At 58.1% G+C, this 22,477-nt stretch carries 22 protein-coding genes, 2 tRNA genes and 1 pseudogene; 12 read left to right on the top strand and 13 right to left on the bottom strand.

All coding sequences use genetic code 11. The features are described 5' to 3' along the window. Positions 1-11: 11 nt before the first annotated feature. The 5 genes from ACN9MU_RS13810 to ACN9MU_RS13790 all read right to left on the bottom strand — a co-directional run bounded on the left by ACN9MU_RS13810 (position 12) and on the right by ACN9MU_RS13790 (position 3,794). The gene (locus tag ACN9MU_RS13810; RefSeq protein ID WP_426171382.1) at positions 12-209 is read right to left on the bottom strand and encodes a hypothetical protein; all 198 of its coding nucleotides are present in this window, start codon (positions 207-209) and stop codon (positions 12-14) included. A 68-nt stretch (positions 210-277) separates the two neighbouring features. Next, positions 278-838 carry a TorD/DmsD family molecular chaperone gene (locus ACN9MU_RS13805; protein ID WP_426171380.1) on the bottom strand — a complete coding sequence of 187 codons (561 nt, stop codon included), beginning with the start codon at positions 836-838 and terminating at the stop codon, positions 278-280. Beyond that, on the bottom strand, positions 835-2,940 hold the full coding sequence (locus ACN9MU_RS13800) for a 4Fe-4S binding protein (RefSeq protein WP_426344744.1): 2,106 nt from the start codon (positions 2,938-2,940) through the stop codon (positions 835-837). The genes ACN9MU_RS13805 and ACN9MU_RS13800 overlap by 4 nt, the downstream gene beginning before the upstream one ends. Continuing rightward, positions 2,915-3,331, bottom strand: coding sequence for a DUF3306 domain-containing protein (locus tag ACN9MU_RS13795; RefSeq protein WP_426323004.1), 417 nt, complete (start codon positions 3,329-3,331; stop codon positions 2,915-2,917). Before ACN9MU_RS13795 ends, ACN9MU_RS13800 begins: the two co-directional genes overlap by 26 nt. Then, positions 3,321-3,794, bottom strand: a complete 474-nt coding sequence (locus ACN9MU_RS13790; protein ID WP_426344886.1) for a DUF3305 domain-containing protein — start codon at positions 3,792-3,794, stop codon at positions 3,321-3,323. Before ACN9MU_RS13790 ends, ACN9MU_RS13795 begins: the two co-directional genes overlap by 11 nt. A gap of 122 nt (positions 3,795-3,916) precedes the next feature. On the opposite strand from ACN9MU_RS13790, the gene ACN9MU_RS13785 reads away from it, so the two are divergent. Beyond that, positions 3,917-4,984 (top strand): type II asparaginase, encoded by a 1,068-nt coding sequence (locus ACN9MU_RS13785; protein WP_426344743.1) that lies wholly within the window; start codon positions 3,917-3,919, stop codon positions 4,982-4,984. 76 nt (positions 4,985-5,060) lie between these two features. Here the strand turns inward: ACN9MU_RS13785 and ACN9MU_RS13780 are convergent, their stop codons facing one another. Then, positions 5,061-5,951 carry a LysR family transcriptional regulator ArgP gene (locus ACN9MU_RS13780; RefSeq protein WP_426344742.1) on the bottom strand — a complete coding sequence of 297 codons (891 nt, stop codon included), beginning with the start codon at positions 5,949-5,951 and terminating at the stop codon, positions 5,061-5,063. Between the two features lie 105 nt (positions 5,952-6,056). Here ACN9MU_RS13780 and ACN9MU_RS13775 point away from each other — a divergent pair, with 105 nt between their 5' ends. From ACN9MU_RS13775 to ACN9MU_RS13765, 3 genes are read left to right on the top strand one after another with little or no spacing between them, the layout of a single operon-like run. Continuing rightward, entirely contained in the window at positions 6,057-6,659 is a 603-nt protein-coding gene (locus ACN9MU_RS13775) for a LysE/ArgO family amino acid transporter (protein WP_426344741.1), read from the top strand. Between the two features lie 8 nt (positions 6,660-6,667). Then, positions 6,668-8,683, top strand: coding sequence for a spermidine synthase (locus ACN9MU_RS13770; RefSeq protein ID WP_426344740.1), 2,016 nt, complete (start codon positions 6,668-6,670; stop codon positions 8,681-8,683). A gap of 34 nt (positions 8,684-8,717) precedes the next feature. After that, positions 8,718-9,188: a Dps family protein gene (locus ACN9MU_RS13765; protein ID WP_130313738.1), complete on the top strand. Its 471-nt coding sequence runs from the start codon at positions 8,718-8,720 to the stop codon at positions 9,186-9,188. A gap of 3 nt (positions 9,189-9,191) precedes the next feature. Here ACN9MU_RS13765 and ACN9MU_RS13760 read toward each other — a convergent pair whose 3' ends face one another. Next, positions 9,192-9,824 (bottom strand): NAD-dependent dehydratase, encoded by a 633-nt coding sequence (locus tag ACN9MU_RS13760; protein ID WP_426344739.1) that lies wholly within the window; start codon positions 9,822-9,824, stop codon positions 9,192-9,194. A gap of 305 nt (positions 9,825-10,129) precedes the next feature. Here ACN9MU_RS13760 and ACN9MU_RS13755 point away from each other — a divergent pair, with 305 nt between their 5' ends. Both ACN9MU_RS13755 and ACN9MU_RS13750 read left to right on the top strand, forming a co-directional pair. Then, positions 10,130-10,825: an SOS response-associated peptidase gene (locus ACN9MU_RS13755; RefSeq protein ID WP_426344738.1), complete on the top strand. Its 696-nt coding sequence runs from the start codon at positions 10,130-10,132 to the stop codon at positions 10,823-10,825. Positions 10,826-10,967: 142 nt separating this feature from the next. Further along, positions 10,968-11,849 (top strand): DUF7305 domain-containing protein, encoded by an 882-nt coding sequence (locus ACN9MU_RS13750; protein ID WP_426344737.1) that lies wholly within the window; start codon positions 10,968-10,970, stop codon positions 11,847-11,849. A gap of 522 nt (positions 11,850-12,371) precedes the next feature. On the opposite strand, the gene ACN9MU_RS13745 is transcribed toward ACN9MU_RS13750, so the two are convergent. Both ACN9MU_RS13745 and ACN9MU_RS13740 read right to left on the bottom strand, forming a co-directional pair. Continuing rightward, positions 12,372-13,355: a hypothetical protein gene (locus ACN9MU_RS13745; RefSeq protein ID WP_426344736.1), complete on the bottom strand. Its 984-nt coding sequence runs from the start codon at positions 13,353-13,355 to the stop codon at positions 12,372-12,374. A gap of 14 nt (positions 13,356-13,369) precedes the next feature. Further along, entirely contained in the window at positions 13,370-15,283 is a 1,914-nt protein-coding gene (locus ACN9MU_RS13740; protein ID WP_426344735.1) for a hypothetical protein, read from the bottom strand. A 255-nt stretch (positions 15,284-15,538) separates the two neighbouring features. On the opposite strand from ACN9MU_RS13740, the gene ACN9MU_RS13735 reads away from it, so the two are divergent. From ACN9MU_RS13735 to tnpC, 6 genes and pseudogenes are all read left to right on the top strand, one after another. Continuing rightward, positions 15,539-15,721, top strand: a complete 183-nt coding sequence (locus tag ACN9MU_RS13735) for a DUF3606 domain-containing protein (protein ID WP_426344734.1) — start codon at positions 15,539-15,541, stop codon at positions 15,719-15,721. Positions 15,722-15,952: 231 nt separating this feature from the next. Then, positions 15,953-16,087, top strand: coding sequence for a hypothetical protein (locus ACN9MU_RS13730; RefSeq protein WP_426344733.1), 135 nt, complete (start codon positions 15,953-15,955; stop codon positions 16,085-16,087). 179 nt (positions 16,088-16,266) lie between these two features. Continuing rightward, positions 16,267-16,842, top strand: coding sequence for a recombinase family protein (locus ACN9MU_RS13725; RefSeq protein WP_426344885.1), 576 nt, complete (start codon positions 16,267-16,269; stop codon positions 16,840-16,842). A gap of 507 nt (positions 16,843-17,349) precedes the next feature. Next, positions 17,350-17,649: pseudogene (gene tnpA, locus ACN9MU_RS13720) on the top strand (IS66-like element accessory protein TnpA); the annotation flags it as partial. Beyond that, the gene (gene tnpB, locus ACN9MU_RS13715) at positions 17,646-17,993 is read left to right on the top strand and encodes an IS66 family insertion sequence element accessory protein TnpB (protein ID WP_426317946.1); all 348 of its coding nucleotides are present in this window, start codon (positions 17,646-17,648) and stop codon (positions 17,991-17,993) included. The pseudogene tnpA and the gene tnpB, both read left to right, overlap by 4 nt. A 30-nt stretch (positions 17,994-18,023) precedes the next feature. After that, positions 18,024-19,571, top strand: a complete 1,548-nt coding sequence (tnpC, locus tag ACN9MU_RS13710; protein ID WP_426317945.1) for an IS66 family transposase — start codon at positions 18,024-18,026, stop codon at positions 19,569-19,571. Between the two features lie 428 nt (positions 19,572-19,999). Here the strand turns inward: tnpC and ACN9MU_RS13705 are convergent. The 4 genes from ACN9MU_RS13705 to folP form a co-directional block, all read right to left on the bottom strand. After that, positions 20,000-20,076, bottom strand: a tRNA-Arg gene (locus tag ACN9MU_RS13705). 77 nt (positions 20,077-20,153) lie between these two features. Then, positions 20,154-20,230 (bottom strand) — tRNA-Pro (locus tag ACN9MU_RS13700). 54 nt (positions 20,231-20,284) lie between these two features. Continuing rightward, positions 20,285-21,637 carry a phosphoglucosamine mutase gene (gene glmM, locus ACN9MU_RS13695; RefSeq protein WP_426322985.1) on the bottom strand — a complete coding sequence of 451 codons (1,353 nt, stop codon included), beginning with the start codon at positions 21,635-21,637 and terminating at the stop codon, positions 20,285-20,287. Between the two features lie 20 nt (positions 21,638-21,657). Beyond that, positions 21,658-22,428, bottom strand: a complete 771-nt coding sequence (folP, locus tag ACN9MU_RS13690; protein ID WP_426322983.1) for a dihydropteroate synthase — start codon at positions 22,426-22,428, stop codon at positions 21,658-21,660. Positions 22,429-22,477 lie beyond the last annotated feature (49 nt).

The following is a 22,477-nucleotide window of genomic DNA, read 5'->3' as shown; positions in this document are numbered from 1 at the left end:
TTGCCCTCCACTCAGATCTTGGTGGTGCGGTAGTACTTCTGGATATGTTCTGTGAGGCGGTAGCCGGAACCCGGCGGTGGTTCCGGTTCCGCAGGCGGCGTCGTGTCAGGCGGACTGCTGGCAATTTTTGCCGCGATGCCGGCGGCGGCCACGGCCCCCATGCCAGCGAAAAAGGATCGTCTTCCAGGCTTGGATTGCGTTGACATCATGGTCTCCCATAACCAACAACAGTTTCTCTTTTAACACTAGCACAAATGTTTTAACAATGCACTAATGCCTAGTCCATATCGAACGCCTGGCTTTCCACCTCGACGAAGCTGCGTGCCAGCCCTGCGACTGCACGATAGTAAGCCGCCCCGGGATGCGCATCGATAGCGTCAAAAAGCTGGTGCGCCCACGGCCGGATGTGAGCGCTAAAAAATTCCTTCTGTGTTGCAATGCTGCCATGCAGCAGGCGCATTGCATCGCATAGGGCAGCGAAATGATCCTCGCTTTCGGACAGGTGCTCGGAGCGCTCCAGGCCCAGGCGCGCCAGGTCTTCACGCAGCGCGGCCAATGGCTTCTCCATCAGGAAACCGGACAGGTAGTAGGACCCGTACAGCATGATCTCGGGCTTGCCGACGCCGATGAACAACGTTTCATACTCTTCGCGCGCGCGCTCGGCATCGGTCTTGCTGCTGGCCGTTTGCAGGCCGCGCCAGGCGTCGGCCAGCACGCCGTCGCCTTCGATGGCTGCGCCTTCGATCAAGTCCAGCACCGCCTGGGATGGCGGGCCGTAGAACAGCATGGACAACACACCGTACAGTTCGGAACGCGCATATTCTTCGTCTTCGGTCATTGGCGTTTCACCTCAAAGATGGAAACTTCTTTCTCCGGCTGCATCATGTCGATAACGCGGCAGTCGGGGCACATGCGCAGGCGGTCGAGATTGCCGCTGAAGGCTCCGTGGCCCGCGAGCTTACTGACCATATTCTCCACCATTTGCAAGGTACCGAACGGCTTTTGACACTTGATGCAGTGGTAGGGTTGAGCCTCGTTGATAACGCGCGCCTGCTTCGCTGCTGCGCCCAGCGCGAGGCGCGGCTGCAGGCTTAACGCCCGCTCCGGGCAGGTCCGCACACACAAGCCGCATTGCACGCAGTTCGACTCGGTGAAACGCAATTGCGGCAATGTTGGATTATCGGATAGCGCAGACTCCGGGCAGGCGCCAACACAAGCCATGCAGAGCGTGCATTTGCCTGTGTCGATGTCGATCGCCCCGAACGGTGCGCCTCGTGGGAGGGCTATGCAGTCTTGCGGAGTTGGCGCATGCCTTGCCAGGTGCGTGATCGAGAATTCCAACGTCTCGCGCTTGGACGCCGCAACGTGGAAAGTGGCTGCCGGCAGCATCGCCCCCCGCCCCGCCACGCCGCCAGCGCTGGCGGCGAAACGTTGCAGTTCGCAGTCAAGTTCAGCGGCGTCGCGTGCGCGCAGCAGGTGGAGCTGGATGTCGCTGTAGCCCAGGCCATCGAGGATCGCCTGAGCAAACGTCATTTGTTCCGCGATCGCATCCAGGTATTGCGGCGCCTCGCAGCCAGTGGCCAACACGGCCACCCCAACCGCGCCATACGCAACCCCGGCAAGCCACAAATCCATCCCGACCGAAGCCACGTGATGGACAGGCAAAGGCAGCACGCGCGCCGGCACGCCGCGCGCAGCGCCAGCAGCCGCAAGCTGCCCCAGTTCATGTACGAGCGCACCGCCCTCCTCGTCGCCATGCACGAGCAGCACGGGCCGCGCGCCGCCGGCGCGCGCATAAGTAGCCAGCATCGCCCGAATCTGTTCGCCAAAGTCAGGAGCGCGCGGCCAGGCGTACGTCAGGGCGCCGGAAGGGCACACGGTCGTGCAAGCCCCGCAGCCCGCACATAACTGCGGCGACACCTTGATATGATCGCCTGCGCTCGATATCGCCTCCGCCGAGCAGATATCGATACAGGCATTGCATCCCGGTTGCCTGCTGCGGCTATGCGCACAAATATTCTCCTTATACTGGAAGAAACGCGGCTTGCTGAACGTGCCGACCAGCTCCAGCATCTGCATAGCTGCCAGGGCCGTTGCCGCTTCGTCGGCACCGGGTGCGAAATAACCCTGCGGCAGCTGGTGCATGCGCAGCAGCGGCGCATCTCCCAAATCGAACACCAGGTCGAACTCACCGCCGCGATCCCTGTCGGCGCGATCGAAGTCGATAGCGGCAACCGCACCGCACGCTGCGACGCACTCGCGATGCGAACGGCAAGCGTCCAGGTCAACCTGGTATGCCATGCTGATGGCGCCTTCCGGGCACGCTTTGACGCAGGCATTGCAGCGCGTGCACAACTCCAGGTCGATCGGGTTGGATTGTTGCCAGCTGGCCTTGAATGCGCCAAGCCAGCCTTGCACGCGGGGCGCGCTGCCACTGAAGGTGGGCCAGGAGTGGCCTGCGATTGCCGCATCGTCGCCATCGGTGAGCAGTACGCTCACCTGAAGCTGGCGCTCCAGCTTGCGCGCCCATGCCAGCACACGGCGCGCCGGACCAAGCAGCAGGACGCGGCCTTCGGACTGGTATTCGACCTCGGGCACCGGTTCGGGGTCCGGCAGGCGGGCAGCAGCCAGCAAGGCCGCCATCTTGGGCGTGGTGTGGCGCGCCTCGTCGCTCCAGCCGCCGGTCTCGCGCAGGTTTACGAAACGCAGCGGCGCCACGCTGGACTTCATTTCGGCCAGCTCGCGGAACAGCGGCTCCTCCTGCGTGCAGCCGATGACGATGCGCTCGCCGCCCTCCAGCGTTTGCAAGTAGTCGTTGACTTCGCGGCGGCAAAGCTGGCTGGCCATCGGCAGTGGCGCTTCGCCCAAAGCACTGCCGATGGCAGCACCGTCCAGCGGAATGGTGTTGTTGCAGTTACAGATCCTCGTCTTTTGGCTCATCGTCTTCTTCCGCCGCGAATTCGCGCGCAATCAGGTTCTTGGCGTGGTTGAGGGCTGCCACCATCAAGGGCGTCAGTGGTTCGAACTTGTTGTAGTCGCCAACGTAGGTGTCCAGGCCGTCCATCACATTGAAACGAGGGTCGGCGAAGAGTTTTTTCAGCGCTGCCCGGCGCACCGTTTCGTCGACGCCGCGCGCGATAAATGGCGTGAAGTCGGACTCCGGGGTCAGGCTCTCCACCTGCTCAAGCGTTGGAGCCGGTACCGGTGCGGCGGGCGCCTCGGCGGGCTGCTCCTCGGCGCCTGGCACGATGGCGTCCGCTTCGCGCACCGTTTGCTCCTGGGCTTCGGTCTTGACGCGCGACCAGCGTGCGAAGAAGGTTTCAGCGGCCACGGCGTCCCTCCCCCTCCTCGCGCGCCATTTGCTGAACGGCGGCGCCGCCTTCGAACGACGGCCTGCGCCGCTTTCCTTTCGGCTCCGGCCGGTAATACTCCGCCACGAACGCGCCAAGCCGTTCCACCACCGAAGGCGGCAAAGGCAGCGTATCGACCTGCTCGCCCCCATCCATCAGGCGCGCAGCCTCGTTATACGACAAGGTCACGCACTGGGGCACGCCGACCTCGCCTTCCAGCCGCCACATGATGAACCAGCACGGCGAGCCGGAATCCAGGTTAAGGAAGTAGCCTTCCGCCTCGTCGGAATACAGGCGCATCGACATGCCCGGATAAAGCCACAGCGTCTCGGAAGGATCGTCGCGCAGGCAGCGCGCAGCACCACCGGGCAAGGGAGACAACACCACCTCAGCGGGCAGCCACTGGAATGGCTGCCAAGTGCTCTTCAATGGTTTGCGCTGCATAACGACAGCGAGACTGAGTTCGTCTGTTTCCACTGGCATTGTCCTTGCTTAGGAATTACAGCCATACTGCACCAAATCTAGTAACATGCGCAACATTCTTAAAACTAAGTACAGGAGAACTTATGCAACGTAACACAGCCAAGCAGTTCATTTTTGCCCTGTTTGCCTTCTTGCTTGCCTTCAGCGTTCACGCGGAGAAGCTGCCGAACGTCACGATTCTTGCCACCGGCGGCACCATTGCCGGCTCGGGCGCCACTTCCACCACAACGGTCGGCTACACTGCCGCGACTGTCGGCGTCCAACAATTGATAAACGCGGTACCGGAACTGTCCAAGATTGCAAACGTGACCGGCGAACAAGTGTTCCAGATTGCTTCCGAAAGCATGACCAACGATCACTGGCTCACCCTGGGCAAGCGCGTCAACACGCTGCTGGCGCAACCGAACGTGGATGGCATCGTCATCACCCACGGCACCGATACCATGGAAGAGACCGCCTACTTCCTGAACCTGGTGGTCAAGTCGCGCAAGCCGGTTGTGCTGGTTGGCGCCATGCGCCCGGGTACCGCGCTGTCGGCAGACGGCCCGATCAATCTGTACAACGCGGTATTGATTGCCGGTAGCCAGGATGCAATTGGCAAAGGCGTCATGGTGGCCCTGGGCGATCAAATCCATGCCGCGCGCGAAGTAACGAAAACCAATACCTCCACCCCGGACTCTTTCAAGACCCCGGAATTGGGCATGCTCGGTTATGTGCAAGGTCCAAAGGCATTCTTCTATCGCACCTCGACTCGCAAAAATACCGTCGACACCGAATTTGATATTTCGAACCTGAGCGTCCTGCCGCAAGTCGATATCGTGTACGGCTATGCGAATATGAATGCGGTTGCGCTGAACGCCTTTATCGCCGCAGGGGCCAAAGGCATTGTCCACGCAGGCGTTGGCGATGGCAGCCTGGCCGCCAAAGTAAAACCGGAACTGATTGCAGCGCGCAAGAACGGCACTGTTATTGTTCGCGCCAGCCGCGTTGGCAATGGCATCCTGGCTCGTAATGGCGAAGCAAATGACGACGAACTGGACTTCGTGGTCTCCGATACCCTGAGCCCGCAAAAGGCCCGCATCCTGCTGATGCTGGGGATGACCAAAACCAGCAATACCAAAGAACTGCAGCGCATGTTCTACACGTATTAATCGATAGCCCGCCGAGTGCGGGCTTTTTTACGCCCGCCGCGCGCCAGTAATTGGCGCGTTCGCACCAACTTCGAGTCTAACGATCCAGTGCCCGCCCAGCGGCGGCAAGCACCTGTTCAGTGAGCATCTCCAGCTTCGGCGACTGAATGCGCCATGAATGCCAATACAGCTGGATGTCGAGACTTTTGCCTGGAACCAAATCCACCAGCTCTCCCGATTCCAGAAGATCTTTATATTGCTGGCGCGGCAGCATGCCATAGCCCATTCCCAGCCGGATGGATTCAACGAAAGGGTCGCTGGAAGGAACGTAATGGACCGGGTATGCCCCAAGCGGCAGCCCTAGTTCACGCTCGATGAATATCGCCTGCAGCGAATCTTTACGATCGAAAAACATGACCGGCGCTTTACGCGCTGCTTCTCGGGTAAACCCCTCCGGAAACCAGCGCTTCACGAATTCCGGTTGCGCCAATAATCGATAACGCATGAAACCCAGGTGCTGCGAGCGGCAACCACGCATTGGTTGGGGCTCGCTGGAAACCCCTGCCAGCACCAAGCCCTTTTCAAAAAGCGAATAAGTGTGATCCTGATCGTCCAGGATTATCTCCAGCAGGATGTTTTCGCGATTCAGGAAAGCGCTCAATTCCGGCAGGAACCAGGTGCCGAGCGTGTCATTATTCACCGCAACCGGAATGCGCGGCGGCATGGCCTCATCGGCTTTTAATTCGGCCAGGAATTCCTGCTCCATCAAACGGCTGCGGCGCAGGTATTGCACCAGGCGCTGCCCGGCGCTGGTCAGGCGGATCGGGCGGCTGCGGATCAGCAGTGGAGCGCCAACTACCGACTCCAGCCCGCTGACCCGCTGCGACACCGCCGACGGCGTCAAATGCAGGGCCGCGGCAGCTTGCTCGAAGCTGCCGGAATCGATCACAGCCAGCAAAGCTTCGCCCTGTCGCGCGTCCGGAATCATTGCACCACTCCTTTAGCAAAATTAATGAACACTGAAACATCTTAATTCAGCTTCATTTGCGTGGCTAGCGGCGGCAAAATTCCGGCTCCACAACAGGAGTTAAAAATGCAGAGTTATGTGAACGGTTTGGGGCTCGGAGCGAGCCTGATCATGGCAATTGGCGCCCAGAATGCCCACGTGCTGCGCATGGGCATCAAGCGCCAGCACGTGGCGTTGACGGTGGCAGCTTGCATCGTGATTGACGTGATACTGATCGCGCTGGGTGTCGCTGGCGCCGGGGCAATGATCCAGGATTCTCCATTCTTGCTGGCGGCCGCGCGCTGGGGCGGCGCAGCCTTCCTGCTGTGGTATGGCCTGCGCAGCTGGCGTTCGATGTTGACGCCGAAATCGCTGGCTGTCGACGTCAGTGCGCCGGCACCGGGCGCCCGGCAGGCGCTGGCCAGCGTCGTCGCGCTTTCGCTGCTGAACCCGCACGTCTATCTCGATACGGTCGTGCTGCTGGGGTCCGTCGGCGGCAGCTACCCGGACGGCCAGCGCGTGGGCTTTTCGGCCGGCGCCATGACAGCTTCCCTGCTGTGGTTCACGGCACTGGGCTGGGGCGCCACGCGCCTGGCCGGCGTGTTCGGCCGCCCGCTGGCCTGGAAGTGCATTGAAGGACTGACAGGTGCGGTCATGCTCACCATCGCCGCGGGGCTCGTCATGCGTTAATATTTTGCATGCCCATTCTCTACGCCGGAACGATTGTCCTCAGCGCTTTCCTGCTGTTCCAGGTGCAGCCCATTATCGGCAAAATGGTCCTGCCATGGTTCGGAGGATCCGCGGCTGCGTGGACGATTTGCATGCTGTTCTTCCAGTTCACGCTGCTGCTGGGCTACCTTTACTCGCACCTCACCAGCCGCTACCTGCCGCCGCGCCGGCAAGCCTGGTTGCATGCAGGCTTGCTGCTGGCCGCAGCGCTCACGCTTCCCATCATGCCGAGCGATAGCTGGAAGCCGTCGACCGGCAGCGACCCGGCTTTCCTGCTGCTTGGCCTGCTGGCAGCAACAATCGGCCTGCCATATTTCGTGCTTTCGACCACGGGACCATTGGTCCAGCACTGGTTCGCCCAGGAACGCCCGGGCAGCGTGCCTTACCGGCTGTTTGCACTATCGAACTTCGCTTCGCTGCTTGGCTTGCTGAGCTACCCGTTGCTGTTCGAGCCACGCTTTACAGTCAAGGAAATGTCCATTTTCTGGTCGGCGGGCTTTGGCTTGTTTGCCCTGTTTTGCGCCGCCCTCGCCTTGAGTGGGCGCGGCCGCAGCGCAATGCCCCATACCCTGCGCGAAGATGGGATAGCGGGCAAGCCGACCTTGCGCGACAGCCTGTTGTGGTGTGGCCTGGCCGCCGTGCCTACGGTGGTCCTGATGGCAGCCACCAGCCACCTGACTGCCAATATCGCTCCGGTGCCGATGCTTTGGGTACTGCCGCTGGTGATCTATCTCCTGACGTTCATCCTCTGCTTTGAAAGCGCGCGCTGGTACAGGCGCTGGCTGTTCCTGCCCTTGATGGCACTACTGACACCGCTGCTGATTGCCTGCACCACGTTCCCCAGCCTGATGCCACGCGGGATTGTGTGGCCTACCCTGCTCTTCAGCACCAGCATTTTCACCTTCTGCATGGCATGCCACGGCGAGCTGGCGCGCCTCAAGCCGCAACCCGCGCAGCTAACCGGCTACTACCTGGTGATCGCAACAGGCGGTGCAATCGGCGGCATCTTCACCGGCCTGCTCGCGCCGCGCATGTTCAACGACGACTACGAACTGACCCTTTCCTGCATTGCCGCCGTTTGCATCGTCGGAGCCGCATGCCACCACCGCCCCGCTGAGCCGATGAAGCGCGGCGCGCGCGTCAAGGCGGCAGTGTTTTTCACCACCCTGGTCGGCGTCTTGTGGGGCGCCAACGCGATCTGGCCGGCGATACCGACCATCAAGGCCCGCAATTTCTATGGGACGGTCAAGATCAAGGATACGGAACCCGGTCCAAGCCAGGTCCGCCAGCTCACCCACGGCACCATCGTGCATGGACGCCAGTTTCTCGAAGCGCAGAAACGGCGCTGGCCAACAAGCTATTACGGCAACAACAGCGGCGCCGGCATTGCCATCGCAGCCAGCCGCAATGGCGCCGCCCAACACGTGGGCGTGATCGGCCTTGGAGCCGGCACCATGGCCGCCTATTGCCGGCCTGGCGATGTGTACCGCTTCTACGAAATCAATCCGTTGGTGCTCGACTTCGCCGAAAGCTATTTCAGCTTCCTGCGCGACTGCCCCGCCAGGAAAGACATCGCCCTCGGCGATGCGCGCCTGGTACTGGACGCCGAAGCGCCGCAGCAGTTCGATGTGCTGGCAGTAGATGCTTTTTCGGGCGACTCGGTACCGGTACACCTGTTGACCACGGAAGCCTTCAATATCTACTTCCGCCACCTGAAGCGGGACGGAGTGCTGGCCATTCATATCTCTAACCGCTACCTGGACATGGCGCCCGTTGTGAGGCGTGCCGCGGAGACCTTCCACCGCACGGCCTTCCTGTCACAGAACAAATCCGATCCCGTGCGCGGCACGACCGCCGCCACCTGGGTGCTGATAGGCCAGCGCGACAAGCTGTTGCAATACGCCGGCCTGCACGAACTGCCGCCCGCCCCGGATGTGCGGCCATGGACGGACGATTACAGCAGCCTGCTTGAAATCATGAAATAATCGTCAGGCAAATACTGACCGAAAGGAACACGCAATGAAGATTGATATTGGCTTGTCCGACGACAGCCGCGCACGCATTGCCGATGGCCTGTCCCGCCTCTTGGCCGACAGCTACTCGCTCTACCTGATGACCCACAACTTCCACTGGAACGTCAAGGGCCCGATGTTCAATTCCCTGCACCAGATGTTCATGACGCAGTACACCGAACAGTGGACCGCGCTGGACCTGATCGCAGAACGCATCCGCGCGCTGGGCTATCCAGCGCCGGGCACCTATGCCGAATTCGGCAAGCTAAGCACCGTCAAGGAAGTGGCCGGCGTGCCGAAGGCGATGGACATGGTGCGCCACCTGGTCACCGCCCAGGAAGCAACCGCCCGCACAGCCCGTTCGCTGCTGCCAGTGGTCGACGAAGCCAACGACCAGCCGACCGCCGACCTGCTGACCCAGCGCCTGGACGTGCATGAAAAAACTGCGTGGATGCTGCGCAGCCTGCTGGAAGAATGAGCCTCAGGCCATCCTGTCCGAAGTAATGATGTGCTCACCCGGTTGCGGGTGCATTGCCGCGTCGAACATGGCGCGGGCAATATTCCCGGCCGGGTTGATGCGCCATGCGCGCGGCAGCACCGGCCCAAGCGCCGACAGGATCGGCACCAGGATTTTTTCGCCGAGGCGGAATTCTTCCCTCATGCCACCAATCAAACCGGGCCGCGCAATCACCAGCGTTTCAAAGCCAAGCGAGCGCACGCCATGCTCTGCCTCGCCCTTTACGCGGTTATAGAAAACGCTCGATCCCGCGTCCGCACCCAGTGCTGAATTCAGCACAAACGTTGGCGTGCCATGCTGGCGCGCCAATCGCGCCACCGCCATCGGATAACTGTAGTCCACCTGGCGGAAGGCATCCTGCGAGCCCGCGACCTTGATGGTCGTGCCCAGGGTGCAGATCACGGCATCGGCCTGCCACCAGGGCTCCAGCGCCGGAAGCCGGTCGAAGTCCACGATCGGCGCCACCAGTTTGGCATGCGGCGCCAGCCTGCGACGCGTAGGCGCGACAACCTGGCCAACCTCCGGCGAGCCGAGCGCCAGCTTCAACACTTCACGGCCGACAAGGCCGGTTGATCCCACCAGGAGCAGTTTTTTCATGCAGGGATCTTATCAGTCCGCATTCCGGATTGCATTAGCCCGCCGCCGCAGTTCCCTCTCCGTGGCAAACGGACGATCCTCTTCCAAGCACGGCTCGTCCTTCAGTTCATCGCGAAATGTCCAATGCAGATGGCTCGCTCGCACTACCAGCCCACGCAAGCGCTTGACTTCCCACAGCACGGCGAGCATGTCTTCATTCTGGTTTCGAAGCCAGATTTCGCGAAGTTGCGCGGCTGTCAGCGGCTTTCGTGTAACTGTATGCATATACAGTAGTTTAGCAAGCCCGTTCCGGTTAGCATAGGCCGATGTGCACTAATTACCGCCCGACTTCACGCGACCTCCTGCAGGAGATGATGGATCTCGACCTCTCCACGCTCGCCGGCATGGAATGGCCCGATGAAACCTGGAAGGACTACGACGCCCCCATCATCCGTCTTGGCCTCGACGGCCAGCCGGAATGCCTGGTCGCGTCTTTCGGCTTTGTGCCGCGTCGGCATGCTCCGGCCGCAATGCCATCGCTGACCACCATGAACGCCCGCAGCGAAACCATCGGCCAACTGCGCTCCTACAGCAAGTACTGGCGTGCAAGCCAGCTTTGCCTGGTTCCAATGACCGGTTTTTACGAGCCAAATTACGAGTCCGGCAAGGCGGTGCGTTGGCAGATCAGCATGGCGGACCAGAGGCCCTTTGCCGTTGCCGGCATGTGGCGCAGCTGGGAAGAAGCTGACGGGAGCATTAGCCACGCATTCACGCAACTGACCATCAATGCCGATGAGCACCCTTTACTGAACCGCTTCCACAAGCCGGATGACGAAAAGCGCACCCTGGTGGTGGTGCCACCGGAAGCCTACCGCGACTGGCTCTCCTGCCGCGATCCTGAAGTTGCCCGCGCCTTCCTCAGCCCCTACCCGCACGAACTAATGCAGGCATGGGAAGATCCGCGCCCGGCTGCCAAGAAAAAGCCAACATTAAAGAAACAGCAATCTTTGTTGGATTTTTAATGTCGAGAAACTTTACAGTCGGCATTCTTTCTGAATGCCTGACCCACGCCATTTCTCTACAAATCAATGATTTACAAATGCATGGCCTAAAAATTGCTTATGATTATTAAAAATTTCCAAAAGCAAATTTCAGATGCCATCCATGAAACCAAAGTTCCTCGCTCTCGCAGGCATTCTCACGGTCCCGGCTTTCGCTAACGCCACCCCACTCACCCTTTTCGCTGGCAACAACGTCACCCTGGAACAAGGCAGCAAAGTGACTGGCGATGTGGGCGCCAAAGGCAACGTCACCGTAAAGTATGGCTCCCAGGTAACCGGCAACGTTGCAGCTGGCAGGAACATCACCCTTGAGCAGAACTCGCAAATCAAAGGCAATGCCACCGCCGGCAACCAGGTGGAAGTGAAATATCAAGCCAATGTGACTGGCAACGTGTCCGGCAAGACGAATTCGCCAACGCTGAATACCTTGCCGCCTGCAACCGATTTCAAGTCGGGCGGAAACGCATACGGCCTCAAATCCGGCGCAACGGCCGTGTTGGCGGGCGGCCAGTACGGCAACGTCAACCTTGAGTACGACTCCACCCTGAAGCTGACTGCAGGCACGTATTACTTTGATTCCTTGACTGTCGGTGCCGAGAGCGCGTTCATCTTCGACTTGTCCGGTGGCGCCATCAAGCTGTTCATCAAAAACCACGTGAACATCGGCTCGAATTTCGACTTCGAAATGCTGAACGGTACCGCCAACGACATCTACACTGAAACGACTGGCAACTGGACGCAGGGCGCCTGGGGTGAATGGTTCGGCACCCTGTTCGCTTCCGGCGCCAACAGCAATATGCACTTCAACCAGGGCAACAAGCTGGGCGGCATCTTCATGGCAGGCAAGAACATTCAGCTGGACCTGGATACCATCGTGACCGCCATGCCGGAGGAAAACTCGAAAGTGCCGGTTCCAGGCTCACTGCCCTTGCTGGCAATTGGCCTGGCTTCACTGGCGCTCCTGCGCCGCCGTAACGTCGGCTGAGTTCCCCATTCAATTCGCTTCCGATCAGCCCACTGGGTTCGCCAAGGACCAAACGTTGAGCTAACCAACGCCTTCGGCAAGATGCGATTGAGCCAAACAATCGCTAGGAGATAGCGCTCCTGATGCGCTCGCGGCTATTTGCCTTGCATGCGCCCATCATACGCTCAAAGCACGATCCGATGAATGTGCTATCAGACGAATCGTTCGAGTGCTAAGGGTCCTCAGAAGCGGGCGTTCTAATGTTTGGCAAACGACTTGGAGTACTTGGCTATGTATACGGAAGGTTCAAGTAGGCAGCGAAGTTGATCGAAGCCGATTGCTCACGGTTCGCCTTTTGCACGATGACTTCGTAGCTGATCGCGTGCCACGCACGGCAGTTAAGCAGGTCGGCGGAGTTCGCCATTTCCCTCACTACTAGGAGTCAAACTTGAGCTAAAACAAATGAACGACCAAATTGATCTTCCAATGGAACAAGTCCTCCTAATACAGCCCCATTCCATCGGAACAATATTGCTTCTGTCGTCATTGATAAATGGAACGACACACTTGTTCAGGGCTTCCGTGGGCTCTGCATCGATTGATTGACTCGGAACGATCGCGCTCCGACACTGAAGATGGCCCAAGGACCCGCCCCACAACCTGTTTATTCAGATACAAACCAATATAGTTATTACTTACCGCCCTGAATTTATCAGCACCAACTTGGGAACAGTCCGAGCCCCCGCTCTGTGCAGCTGATAATGTGAAGCTGGGACTAAGTTTTGCCTTAAAACAATAACCTCCCATATTCGATATATCGACGTAACCAGCGTCGTTCTTATTGCCCTCCGAAGATACGATCGCTTTAGTGCCTGTTTTTTCGAAATCTCCAGCTTTGCACTCTCCATTAGGATCGAAGTTGAACTGCATGGCACCCGCCACAGCCTTGTCCTCCTTTTGTGCATCAATGTCTTTCTGAACTGCTGAGTTCGCAAAACTGGTCAGATAGGTAGCAGCCTGAATGTATGGCGACGATGGAATTGGCAATTTTGCGCTAGAAGTAATCGTGTCTAGTGCCTGCAGGGAATTTCCAAGCTTATTCCTGTCTTTGAGGTTAATCAGTGTAATTTCAACGCCGAGACCAGTATAGACAATCTTATCCTGCGTCAAATTGAGCCCACTGACTACCGCGTATTCTATGGGTACAGATATTTGGCCCGCTTGGGCCGGACCAAATTTCGCCACGGACATTAGAGGAAACGAGATTGGAGTCGATGGCATGGGATCGGTCTGGACGCGCGCATTAATTAGCACTGAGACATCCTTATCTTCCGTAAACCAGCCTTTGTTTTTGTTTACGGTAAGCGCTCTTAACGTCAACCAGACTTTGTCTTTATACGGATCAATACATCTCTCTACTACCCCATCTTCAGGAACTCGGACGACCTTCGCCCCTCCAAATTCTGCAAAAGCGGGAAAACTGCAAAGCATTGAAATCACAACCAAAGTCTGTCGGCTTGCATTCATGGCTTCCTCTTAGGTCAATGTGGCATTACTTCAGGTGGTGGGCACATTTTGAGCGCCCCGTTTCCAACGAGCATGTAGCTCAACGCCGCTGGTCCAAAAGGATTACGATGGTTACTGCTCTCGTCGATCAGCGAGCTGAGCTTTCTAACCGCTAGGAACCGGGCATCGGAAATCGTAAAGGCCGGATCGTCACGGTGTTCCGCCAATATATCCAGAAAAATTCGTAAGAAGTGGCCACCAATTTCGCCGCGAATATTCGCAGCTGTTCCGATAACGGTCGATATCCCTTGAGAAGCTAGGTAGTCGCCGAACCATGAGGCGTCACTTTTGAGTGTCCCGCACCCATCAAGGATCGCTACTGAAGGCAGCAAAAAATTCTTTCCGATATTTCCTCCATATACTGTATTTGAATCATCACATTTCTCACTATTGAAGCAAAGTTTTTCCTCATAGTTATGGCTTAGCGTAATTATCCCTACTGCGTCCTTCTCCTCTCCTTGCGCTAACCATCGCGCAAATGCGGCAATATCTTTAGATTCATAAACCTTACTGTTGTGAGCCGGCTGGTCCAATCGCAGCGCCCAGTCGCCTAACGCTGCTCTAGCATTCTTTAAGCTCATGTCATCTTCAGAGCTCATCGGCAATAGTGATGCAAATTTTTGAATACATTGGCTGGATTGAGAGGACCCATCTAGATCAAAGTACGATTCTATATTCACATCGAAACCTACGAACCTTAGCCCTTCGCCGGACGGAATCGACATTACATTGAGCGGGATCAATTTTGGGAACCGATTTCTAGCGAATATTCGCGTATAAAGAAGAGGCGGTCGAGATGAACTCTTCGCAGCTTTTCCAGCCTGGTTCACGAACGATACGAACGCAGCCTGCGCTGCAACCGACTCACCGTCGTGGCGTTCGCTTTTAAAGAGCATTTTGAATAAAATTTCGCCAGCGATTTCATATTGATGCTGTAAATCTGCAGCGGTGGCACGCCTATCATACAATGCCGACGCTGTGTAAGCGGGAACGAATTGCTGGTCGAAGAGCTCCTGAAATTTCTCGAATGAACTATTGCTCTTCCAAGTCTGGTATCCCGGAGTCATACCGGAACCGCAAGTCCCACAATAGAACACCCCAACAAAATTTTTGTCATCGAACTCAAAAATATGTAATGAAGCGTCAGGCTTTACTTGGGATTCCTGGCCCAAAAGTCCTAGGTGAGTGTCACTTTGCTTCCGTTTACAAGAATAGTGTGAACTCTTGATACAAACATTTATCGAGAGCTCATCGACGGGGCGGTCGTCGATCCAAAACGACAATCCTATTCTTCCATCGGTTTCGTTCGGTCCCGTTTCAAAAAAAATCACACCTCGCCCCAAATTCAATGCCGGGTTAAATATTCTAGTCTCTCGAATCTTAGATCGTTCCTCGCTACTTAATTCTTCTCCCACGTTATCGGGTTTAAAATCACGCAATATATCGCGGTATTTCTTTACGTCAATTGAAATATTTGTAAAATATGGCCCTCCTTTTAATGTCGTGATGGAGTCGGAATCTGGTATTGCAACCACCTTTAGTTCAAGCGTATCCTTTTTACTATTCTTGATTATTTCGTGAAGCAACTCGCTGACTTCGGTTTCTCTTTGCCCAGCCATCGGGACCCAAAGGGCTAAATCAACAACAAGCGCAAATTTTTCGTTCGGCGGCACGTTTTCGACTAAGGCGTCAGTTTTTACGCTGAAATCGTAAGGTGTTCCAATTTGCTTCCAAACGTTCCATACCGGAACCGGAACTGGCGGGGTATAACTTGATCCTGTAACGACCACCCTCAGTTCCTCATCCCCTTTTATAGATAGCGAGTTACACCCAGTTACGACAATGGCAAACGCAATCAGGACCGCAGATGGATAAAGACGCGATAACATGTTCTGTTCCCTTTAGGTAACAAGCAGGGTTGCAAAACGCAATTAATTGTCAAAATGCCATTTCACGACTGCAATCATTGCACTGAATCTGCGTCAAATCAACGGATCACTAAAACAGTCAGGGGCATTTGTTGGTTTTTGTTCCGTTGGGTCGCACGACAGTCCGCTGAAGTAGACATTTCGGAATTCGCTTCGTTCGACCCGAACTGATACGTACATGCGGGTGCAGGAGAATTTGTCCAGGAGGACCATAAAATGGACGATCTCAAAAACAAGGGTGCGCAGGACCGCGCACGCATCAACGTCAATGAAGAACATGAGGTTCGATACTGGACCGACGCTCTGGGCATCAGTGAACAGCGCTGGCGCGAATTGGTAAAGGAAGTCGGCCCAAGCGTCGACGCCGTTAGGGCTCAACTCGGTAACCGCCAGGGGTAACTTAGACATGCTCCCTATTGAGAGCCTGAAGCCCATGCTGCTCGATGAGCGGGAACGCGCCCCTCCTGATGAGAATGCGTACGTGCCGAGCCAAAATTTGACGGTTACCGTGTTCTCGCACAGTTCGGCAATGGACAGTGCCAGCTGCGCTCACGGGACGGCGCCGACTGCACCACATGGTTCCAGAAGGTCAGCGACGCGTTGGCTGAGCCAAAATGAGGTCAGACGATCGTGGACGGCGAAATGTGCGTCCTCGACGAACTCGGCCGAAGCGATTTCGAAGCTTTGCAACTGCGCGCGCGCCTGCGCCGCTATGCCGAAGGTTCAATTCCAGTGACCTACTGCATGTTCGACCTGTTGTGTTGAATTGCGCTGAAAATTGACCCACTCTCCCCATTAATTTGCATCTGAATCTGCCCCCCGTATGAAGCACAATTCCCCTGTCGCATTGGCAGGCAGAAGCGCTTAGCGGTCCGACACCAGGAGCGCACCGAAAAAGCGGTGCCCGCGCGCTGGGCTCTCGTTTGGCTTGACCGTACTGAGCGCTGGATCATCGTAAAAGCGCTTCCCTTTACGGAATCGAGACCCAGAAGGCATCTTTGACTAAGGCCAAGTTGATTGAGCGAGAGTTTTGTGACGAAGGTGTCTCAGGCCCTATTGCCGCCGCCTCCCGACCTGGCTTTGCAGCCATGCTGAACTATGTCCGGGAAGGCGACACGATCCACGTCTATGCCGTTGACCGTTTGGGTCGCGATGCCATTGATGTGCAAGCAACGATTCGGGCTTTGCTTGAGAAAGGCGTAACGCTGGAGATCAACGGCCTCGGCCAGATAGGCAGAGGCGCTGGTGAACTGGTGGTTGCTGTACTGGCACAGGTGGCCGACATGGAACGTGCCCGCATTAGCGAACGCACTGCGGCGGGACGCAATCTTGCCAAGGCCACCCTTGCCGCAACTGGCAGGACCCATCGAGGGAGAGCAAGCCTAGGTCGCCCCACGAAAGCAGACGCCCCTACAGTAAAAGCCTGGCGTATGGAGTTTGAGAAGATCAAGTCAATCAGCGAGACAGCGAAGCACTTCAAGCTGTCTGAATCTACCGTCAAACGCTATTGCGCTTCCTAAGCGGTTTCTCGGTACGCCAAAGCGACTTTGACCAAGGCCCAGATTTACATTGCAGACCCCGACAAAATGTCGCCAGCGATATTTTGTTTGCGTCCAACAGCCACTCACGCCATGACCCGTTAGTGCTTGGTAACGCATGAGACCCCGCTGATAAATTCCCGGCGTCAAACTAAGTGAAGGTTCAGCTTTAAGTTTTGCAAAAAAATTTCAGAAAATTTTTTACCTACGCAGATCGGCCTTCCCCCTTAGCCAACGGAACCGATTTGACTTAAGCCTTAAAGCTCGGACAGAGCCCCCAATCGCTTGAGCCGGTTGCCGCAATGAGGATTGATCGTAAGCGTACAGTCACCACCGTCTGGACCGTCTAGCAGGTCCCAGCCATGATTGAATTTTGGCACAGCAGTTGTGCCCACAAATTTGATTATGGACACGAATTTTCAACCAGTCATTCAGCGCGCGCCGAGAGGTAATTACCGGCGCCACTCCCTGGAGTTTAAGCGCAGGCTCGTCGCGTTGACCTTGGAGCCTGGCGCCTCGGTCGCTCGCATAGCGCGCGAACACGGCGTGAACGCAAACCAGGTATTCAGTTGGCGCAAGTTGTTCGAGGCGGAACTGCCGGTGCCCGATGGGTCAACGCAGGAGGCTGCGTTGCTGCCGGTGATGTTGGCGGCGCCAACAACAGCGCCAGTGCCGGAACAGCCCAACACCGGTGCCATCACGCTGGAGATTGGGCGTGTGAGATTGCGCATTGACGGTCAAGCAGATCCCTCTACGTTGGCGCAAATACTGGATCGGGTGCTGCGATGATCGGCCTACCGGCGGGAACCAAAGTCTGGCTGGCGGCCGGCACCACCGACATGCGCAGCGGATTCAACGGCCTGGCTGCGAAGGTAGAGACCGCGCTGGCGGAAGATCCATTTAGCGGCCACGTGTTTGTGTTCCGTGGCCGGCGCGGTGATTTGATCAAATTGTTGTGGTGGACCGGCGACGGCTTGTGCCTGTTGGCCAAACGGCTTGAGCATGGCCGCTTCATCTGGCCACAGGCCAGCAGCGGCAGTGTGGCACTGACGCAGGCGCAGTTGTCGATGCTACTGGAAGGCATTGACTGGCGCCGGCCCGAGCGAACTTGGCGCCCACAGTCGGCCTTGTAAACATGACAGCATTCTCGTAAACTGAGACGCATGCTGACCGCCACCGATCTCCCTGACGACATTGCCGCCCTGAAGGCAATGCTGTTGGCGCGCGACGAGCAAGTGCAGCGCCTGACGGCGCAGCTCGACACCCGCGCGGCAGAGATTGAACACCTAAAGCTGTTGATCGCCAAACTGCAGCGCATGCAGTTTGGCCGCCGTTCCGAAAAGTTGGAACGCCAGATCGAGCAGCTGGAGTTGAAGTTGGAAGACCTGGAGGCTGAAACGGGCGCCGCCGAAGAGGCCGAACCAGAGTCCAACCCGCCAGCGCGCCGCAAGGCGGCGCGCAAGCCGTTGCCAGATCATCTGCCACGCGATGAATGCGTGCATACCCCGGAGGTAGATGCCTGCCCGGCATGCGGCGGCGGCTTGCGCCACCTTGGCGAGGATGTATCGGAGCAGTTGGAATATGTGCCAGCCAGCTTCCGCGTGGTCCGCCACGTGCGTCCGAAGCTGGCCTGCAGCTGCTGCGACGTCATCGTGCAGGCACCTGCGCCAAGTCGGCCGGTGCAACGAGGGATTGCTGGCCCTGGCCTGCTGGCTCACGTGCTGGTGGCAAAGTACGCTGACCACCTGCCGCTGTATCGCCAGAGCGTGATCTATGCGCGCGAAGGCATCGAGTTGGATCGTTCGCTGCTGGCCAATTGGGTTGGCGCCGCTAGCAGCTTGCTGCGCCCCTTGGTTGATGCGGTTCGGTGCCACGTATTTGCCGCCACCAAGCTGCATGCTGATGACACCCCAATTCCGGTGCTTGCACCTGGAAACGGTACAACGCGCACGGCACGCCTGTGGACCTATGTGCGCGATGATCGTGCCAGCGCATCGGCGGTGCCGCCGGCTGTCTGGTTTGCCTATAGCCCAGATCGCAAAGGCATCCACCCGCAAACCCACCTGGCCCAATTTAAAGGCATCCTTCAGGCCGATGCGTATGCCGGCTTCGATGCCATCTTCGACAGCGGCCAGGTACGCGAAGCCGCGTGCTGGGCGCACGCGCGACGCAAATTCCATGACCTGCATGTGGCACGGCCATCGACCGTGACCACCGAGGCGTTGCGGCGTATCGGCGCGCTCTATGCCATTGAAGCCGAGATCCAGGGCCAGCCACCGGATCTGCGGCGCGACGCTCGATTGCTGCGCGCACGCCCCTTGCTGGACGATCTTGAACGCTGGCTGCGCGCCACGCTCACCACCTTGTCGAACAAGTCCGACACGGCCGCTGCCATCACGTACTCGCTCAAGCTGTGGCCAGCGCTGACCCGCTATTGCGATGATGGCCAGATCGAGATCGACAACTCGGCCGCAGAGCGCGCCCTGCGCGGCGTTGCCCTGGGTCGCCGCAACTACCTGTTTGCCGGTGCAGACAGCGGCGGCGAACGCGCAGCCGCCATCTATGCGCTGATCGGCACGGCCAAGCTAAACGGTGTCGACCCCGAAGCTTGGCTGCGCTATGTGCTGGCCCACATCGCCGACCACCCCGTCAACCGCGTTAACGAGTTCCTGCCTTGGAACTGCGCGGCGCAGCTCGCACCTTCCAATTAACTACACGCCGCTTCCCAGCGGTGTGTTCACATCATCAGGGAAGTAGGCGCTTCATTCAATACGGTATTGAACGGACGCTTACCTTGAAGCCAGCACTTTACGAAGCTTGACGCGCTCCTCAAAACTACCTGAGTAAAGCACAGTATAGCGATGATCACACGTCGCATATGAATTCCCATGCACGGTTTGATCGACATCGACTTTTGGACAATAGTTGCGACAGTTCATCTTCCCCTCCTTCGCAGTGAAGTACATGGCGATATCGCTATCATCAAGTTAGCTCATCAGGAAAAGATTACTAGTCAGAATTGAGACCACGACAGCACAGCGAGCCTCCAATGGCTTACATTGGGCTTACATTGGGCTTACATGACATACTGATGGGATTGGGAGACATACACGGGATTTCAGATAACGCCCGTGGTTATTGGCCTGCCCTGCAGGAATCGAACCTGCGACCCTCGGCTTAGAAGGCCGATGCTCTATCCAACTGAGCTAAGGGCAGAGTCGCGGGCGAAGCAAAAAAAGCCATGCCGCAAATGAAAAGCGGGTTGTCCGAAGACAACCCGCTCGAGAATTTCCTGGTCGGAGTACAAGGATTCGAACCTTGGACCCCCTGCTCCCAAAGCAGGTGCGCTACCGGGCTGCGCTACACTCCGATAAACGAATAATACCCCGGCGAGGCATCATCCGTCAATGTCGCGGCGGCAACTTTATGCCGCCAGGGCCGTTTCAACCTTGTCCGCGATGCGGCGCGCCATGCTCTGGGCCTTGTCGGCGTCGCGTGCTTCAACCATCACACGGATCAGCGGCTCGGTACCGGAAGCACGGATCAGCACGCGGCCGGTGTCGCCCAGCTCGGCTTCCACCTTCTCTTTTTCCGCGACCATGGCTGCGTTCTTCTGCCAGTCGAAACCGGCCGGCACGCGCACGTTGATCAGGGTTTGCGGGAACAGCGTGACTTCGCCGGCGATTTCGGCCAGGGTCTTGCCATTGCGCTTCAGCGCGGACAGCACTTGCAGCGCGGAGATGATGCCGTCGCCGGTGCTGTGCTTGTCCAGCGCCAGCAGGTGGCCACTGCCCTCGCCGCCCAGGATCCAGCCCTTTTCCTGCATCACTTCCAGCACGTAGCGGTCGCCAACCTTGGCGCGCGCGAAGCCGATGCCCTTCTGTTTCAGCGCCACCTCGACGGCCATATTGGTCATCAAGGTGCCAACGGCACCAGCTACGCCGCCATTGGCCACGCGATCCATCACCATGACATACAGCAGCTCATCGCCGTTGTACAGGCGGCCGCTTGCGTCGCACATGATCAGGCGGTCAGCATCGCCGTCCAGCGCGATGCCGAGGTCGGCTTTGTGCTCGAGCACGGCGGCAGCCATGGCTTTCGGGGCCGTGGCGCCGACACCGTCGTTGATGTTCAGGCCGTCAGGCTTGTTGCCGATGGCGACAACTTCCGCACCCAGTTCGTGGAATACGTGCGGGGCGATGTTGTAGGCGGCGCCGTGGGCGCAGTCGACCACGACCTTCAGGCCGCGCAGGTCCAGCTCGTACGGGAAGGTGCTCTTGCAGAATTCGATGTAGCGGCCCTGAGCGTCATCCAGGCGGCGGGCGCGGCCCAGCTTTTCCGGCGACACGCATTCCATCGGCTGCTCCAGCATCGCTTCGATGTCGAGCTCGACTGCGTCGGGCAGCTTGGTGCCCTGGTCGGAGAAGAATTTGATGCCGTTGTCCTGGAACGGGTTGTGCGACGCAGAGATCACCACGCCGGCTTGCAGACGCAGCGCGCGCGTCAGGTAGGCAATTGCCGGGGTCGGCATTGGACCGGCCAGCTTGACGTCCACGCCCGCAGCCGAAAAGCCTGCTTCCAGCGCAGCTTCCAGCATGTAGCCGGAAATACGGGTGTCCTTGCCGATCAGGACGGCTGGGCGCGCCGTGCCAGTCGCGGCAGTCTTGGCCAGCACCTTGCCTGCGGCATAGCCCAGGCGCATGACGAAATCGGGGGTTATCGGCGCCTGGCCGACGAGGCCGCGTACGCCATCAGTACCGAAATATTTGCGTGCCATATTGTCTTCTCTTCCTTTTCTTAATGCGCCGCCTGCCACACACGAAGTGCGTCGACGGTCTCAGCTACATCATGCACCCTGACGATCTGGGCGCCATGCGCGACCGCTGCCAACGCGCCGCCGATACTGCCGGCCAGGCGCTGCTCGACCGGCTTGCCCGTGATCGCCCCGATCATCGATTTGCGCGACAGGCCGGCCAGCAGCGGTACGCCGAGCTCGGCAACCATCTGTTTGCCGGCCTTCAGCAGTGCGTAATTATGTTCTACCGTTTTGCCAAACCCAAAGCCCGGGTCGATCCACAGGCGCTCCCTGTCGATGCCTGCCCCGGTCAGGGCAGTAATGCGCTCAGCCAGGAAATCCGTGACTTCACGCACAACATCATTGTACTCGGGGTTGGATTGCATTGTTGTCGGATTACCAATCATGTGCATTATGCACAACGCACAATCGCTATCCTTGACGGCTTCGATTGCGCCTAGGGAGCGGAAACCGTTTATATCGTTGATCATGTCGACCCCTGCCAGTACTGCTTCACACATGACTTCCGGTTTATAGGTGTCGACACTGATCGCCTTGCCGCAATCGCGCAGCGCAAAAATCAGGGGCATGACACGGCGCAGTTCTTCATCCAGGGGAACGGCTGGTGCGCCGGGGCGGCTGCTTTCGCCACCGATGTCGATGATGTCGACGCCATCGCGGATCATTTGCTCGGCGTGGGTGATCGCATAGTCCAGGCTGGCGAATTGGCCGCCGTCGCTGAAGGAGTCGGGAGTAGCGTTGAGGATGCCCATTACCAGCGCGCGGCTGGTCGGGAAGTTGAATCGGCCGAACTTGTGTTGA

This window comes from Pseudoduganella sp. R-32 (genome assembly GCF_049913245.1).
Taxonomy (GTDB): Bacteria; Pseudomonadota; Gammaproteobacteria; order Burkholderiales; family Burkholderiaceae_D; genus Rugamonas.
This window is presented reverse-complemented; position numbering and strand designations above follow the sequence as displayed.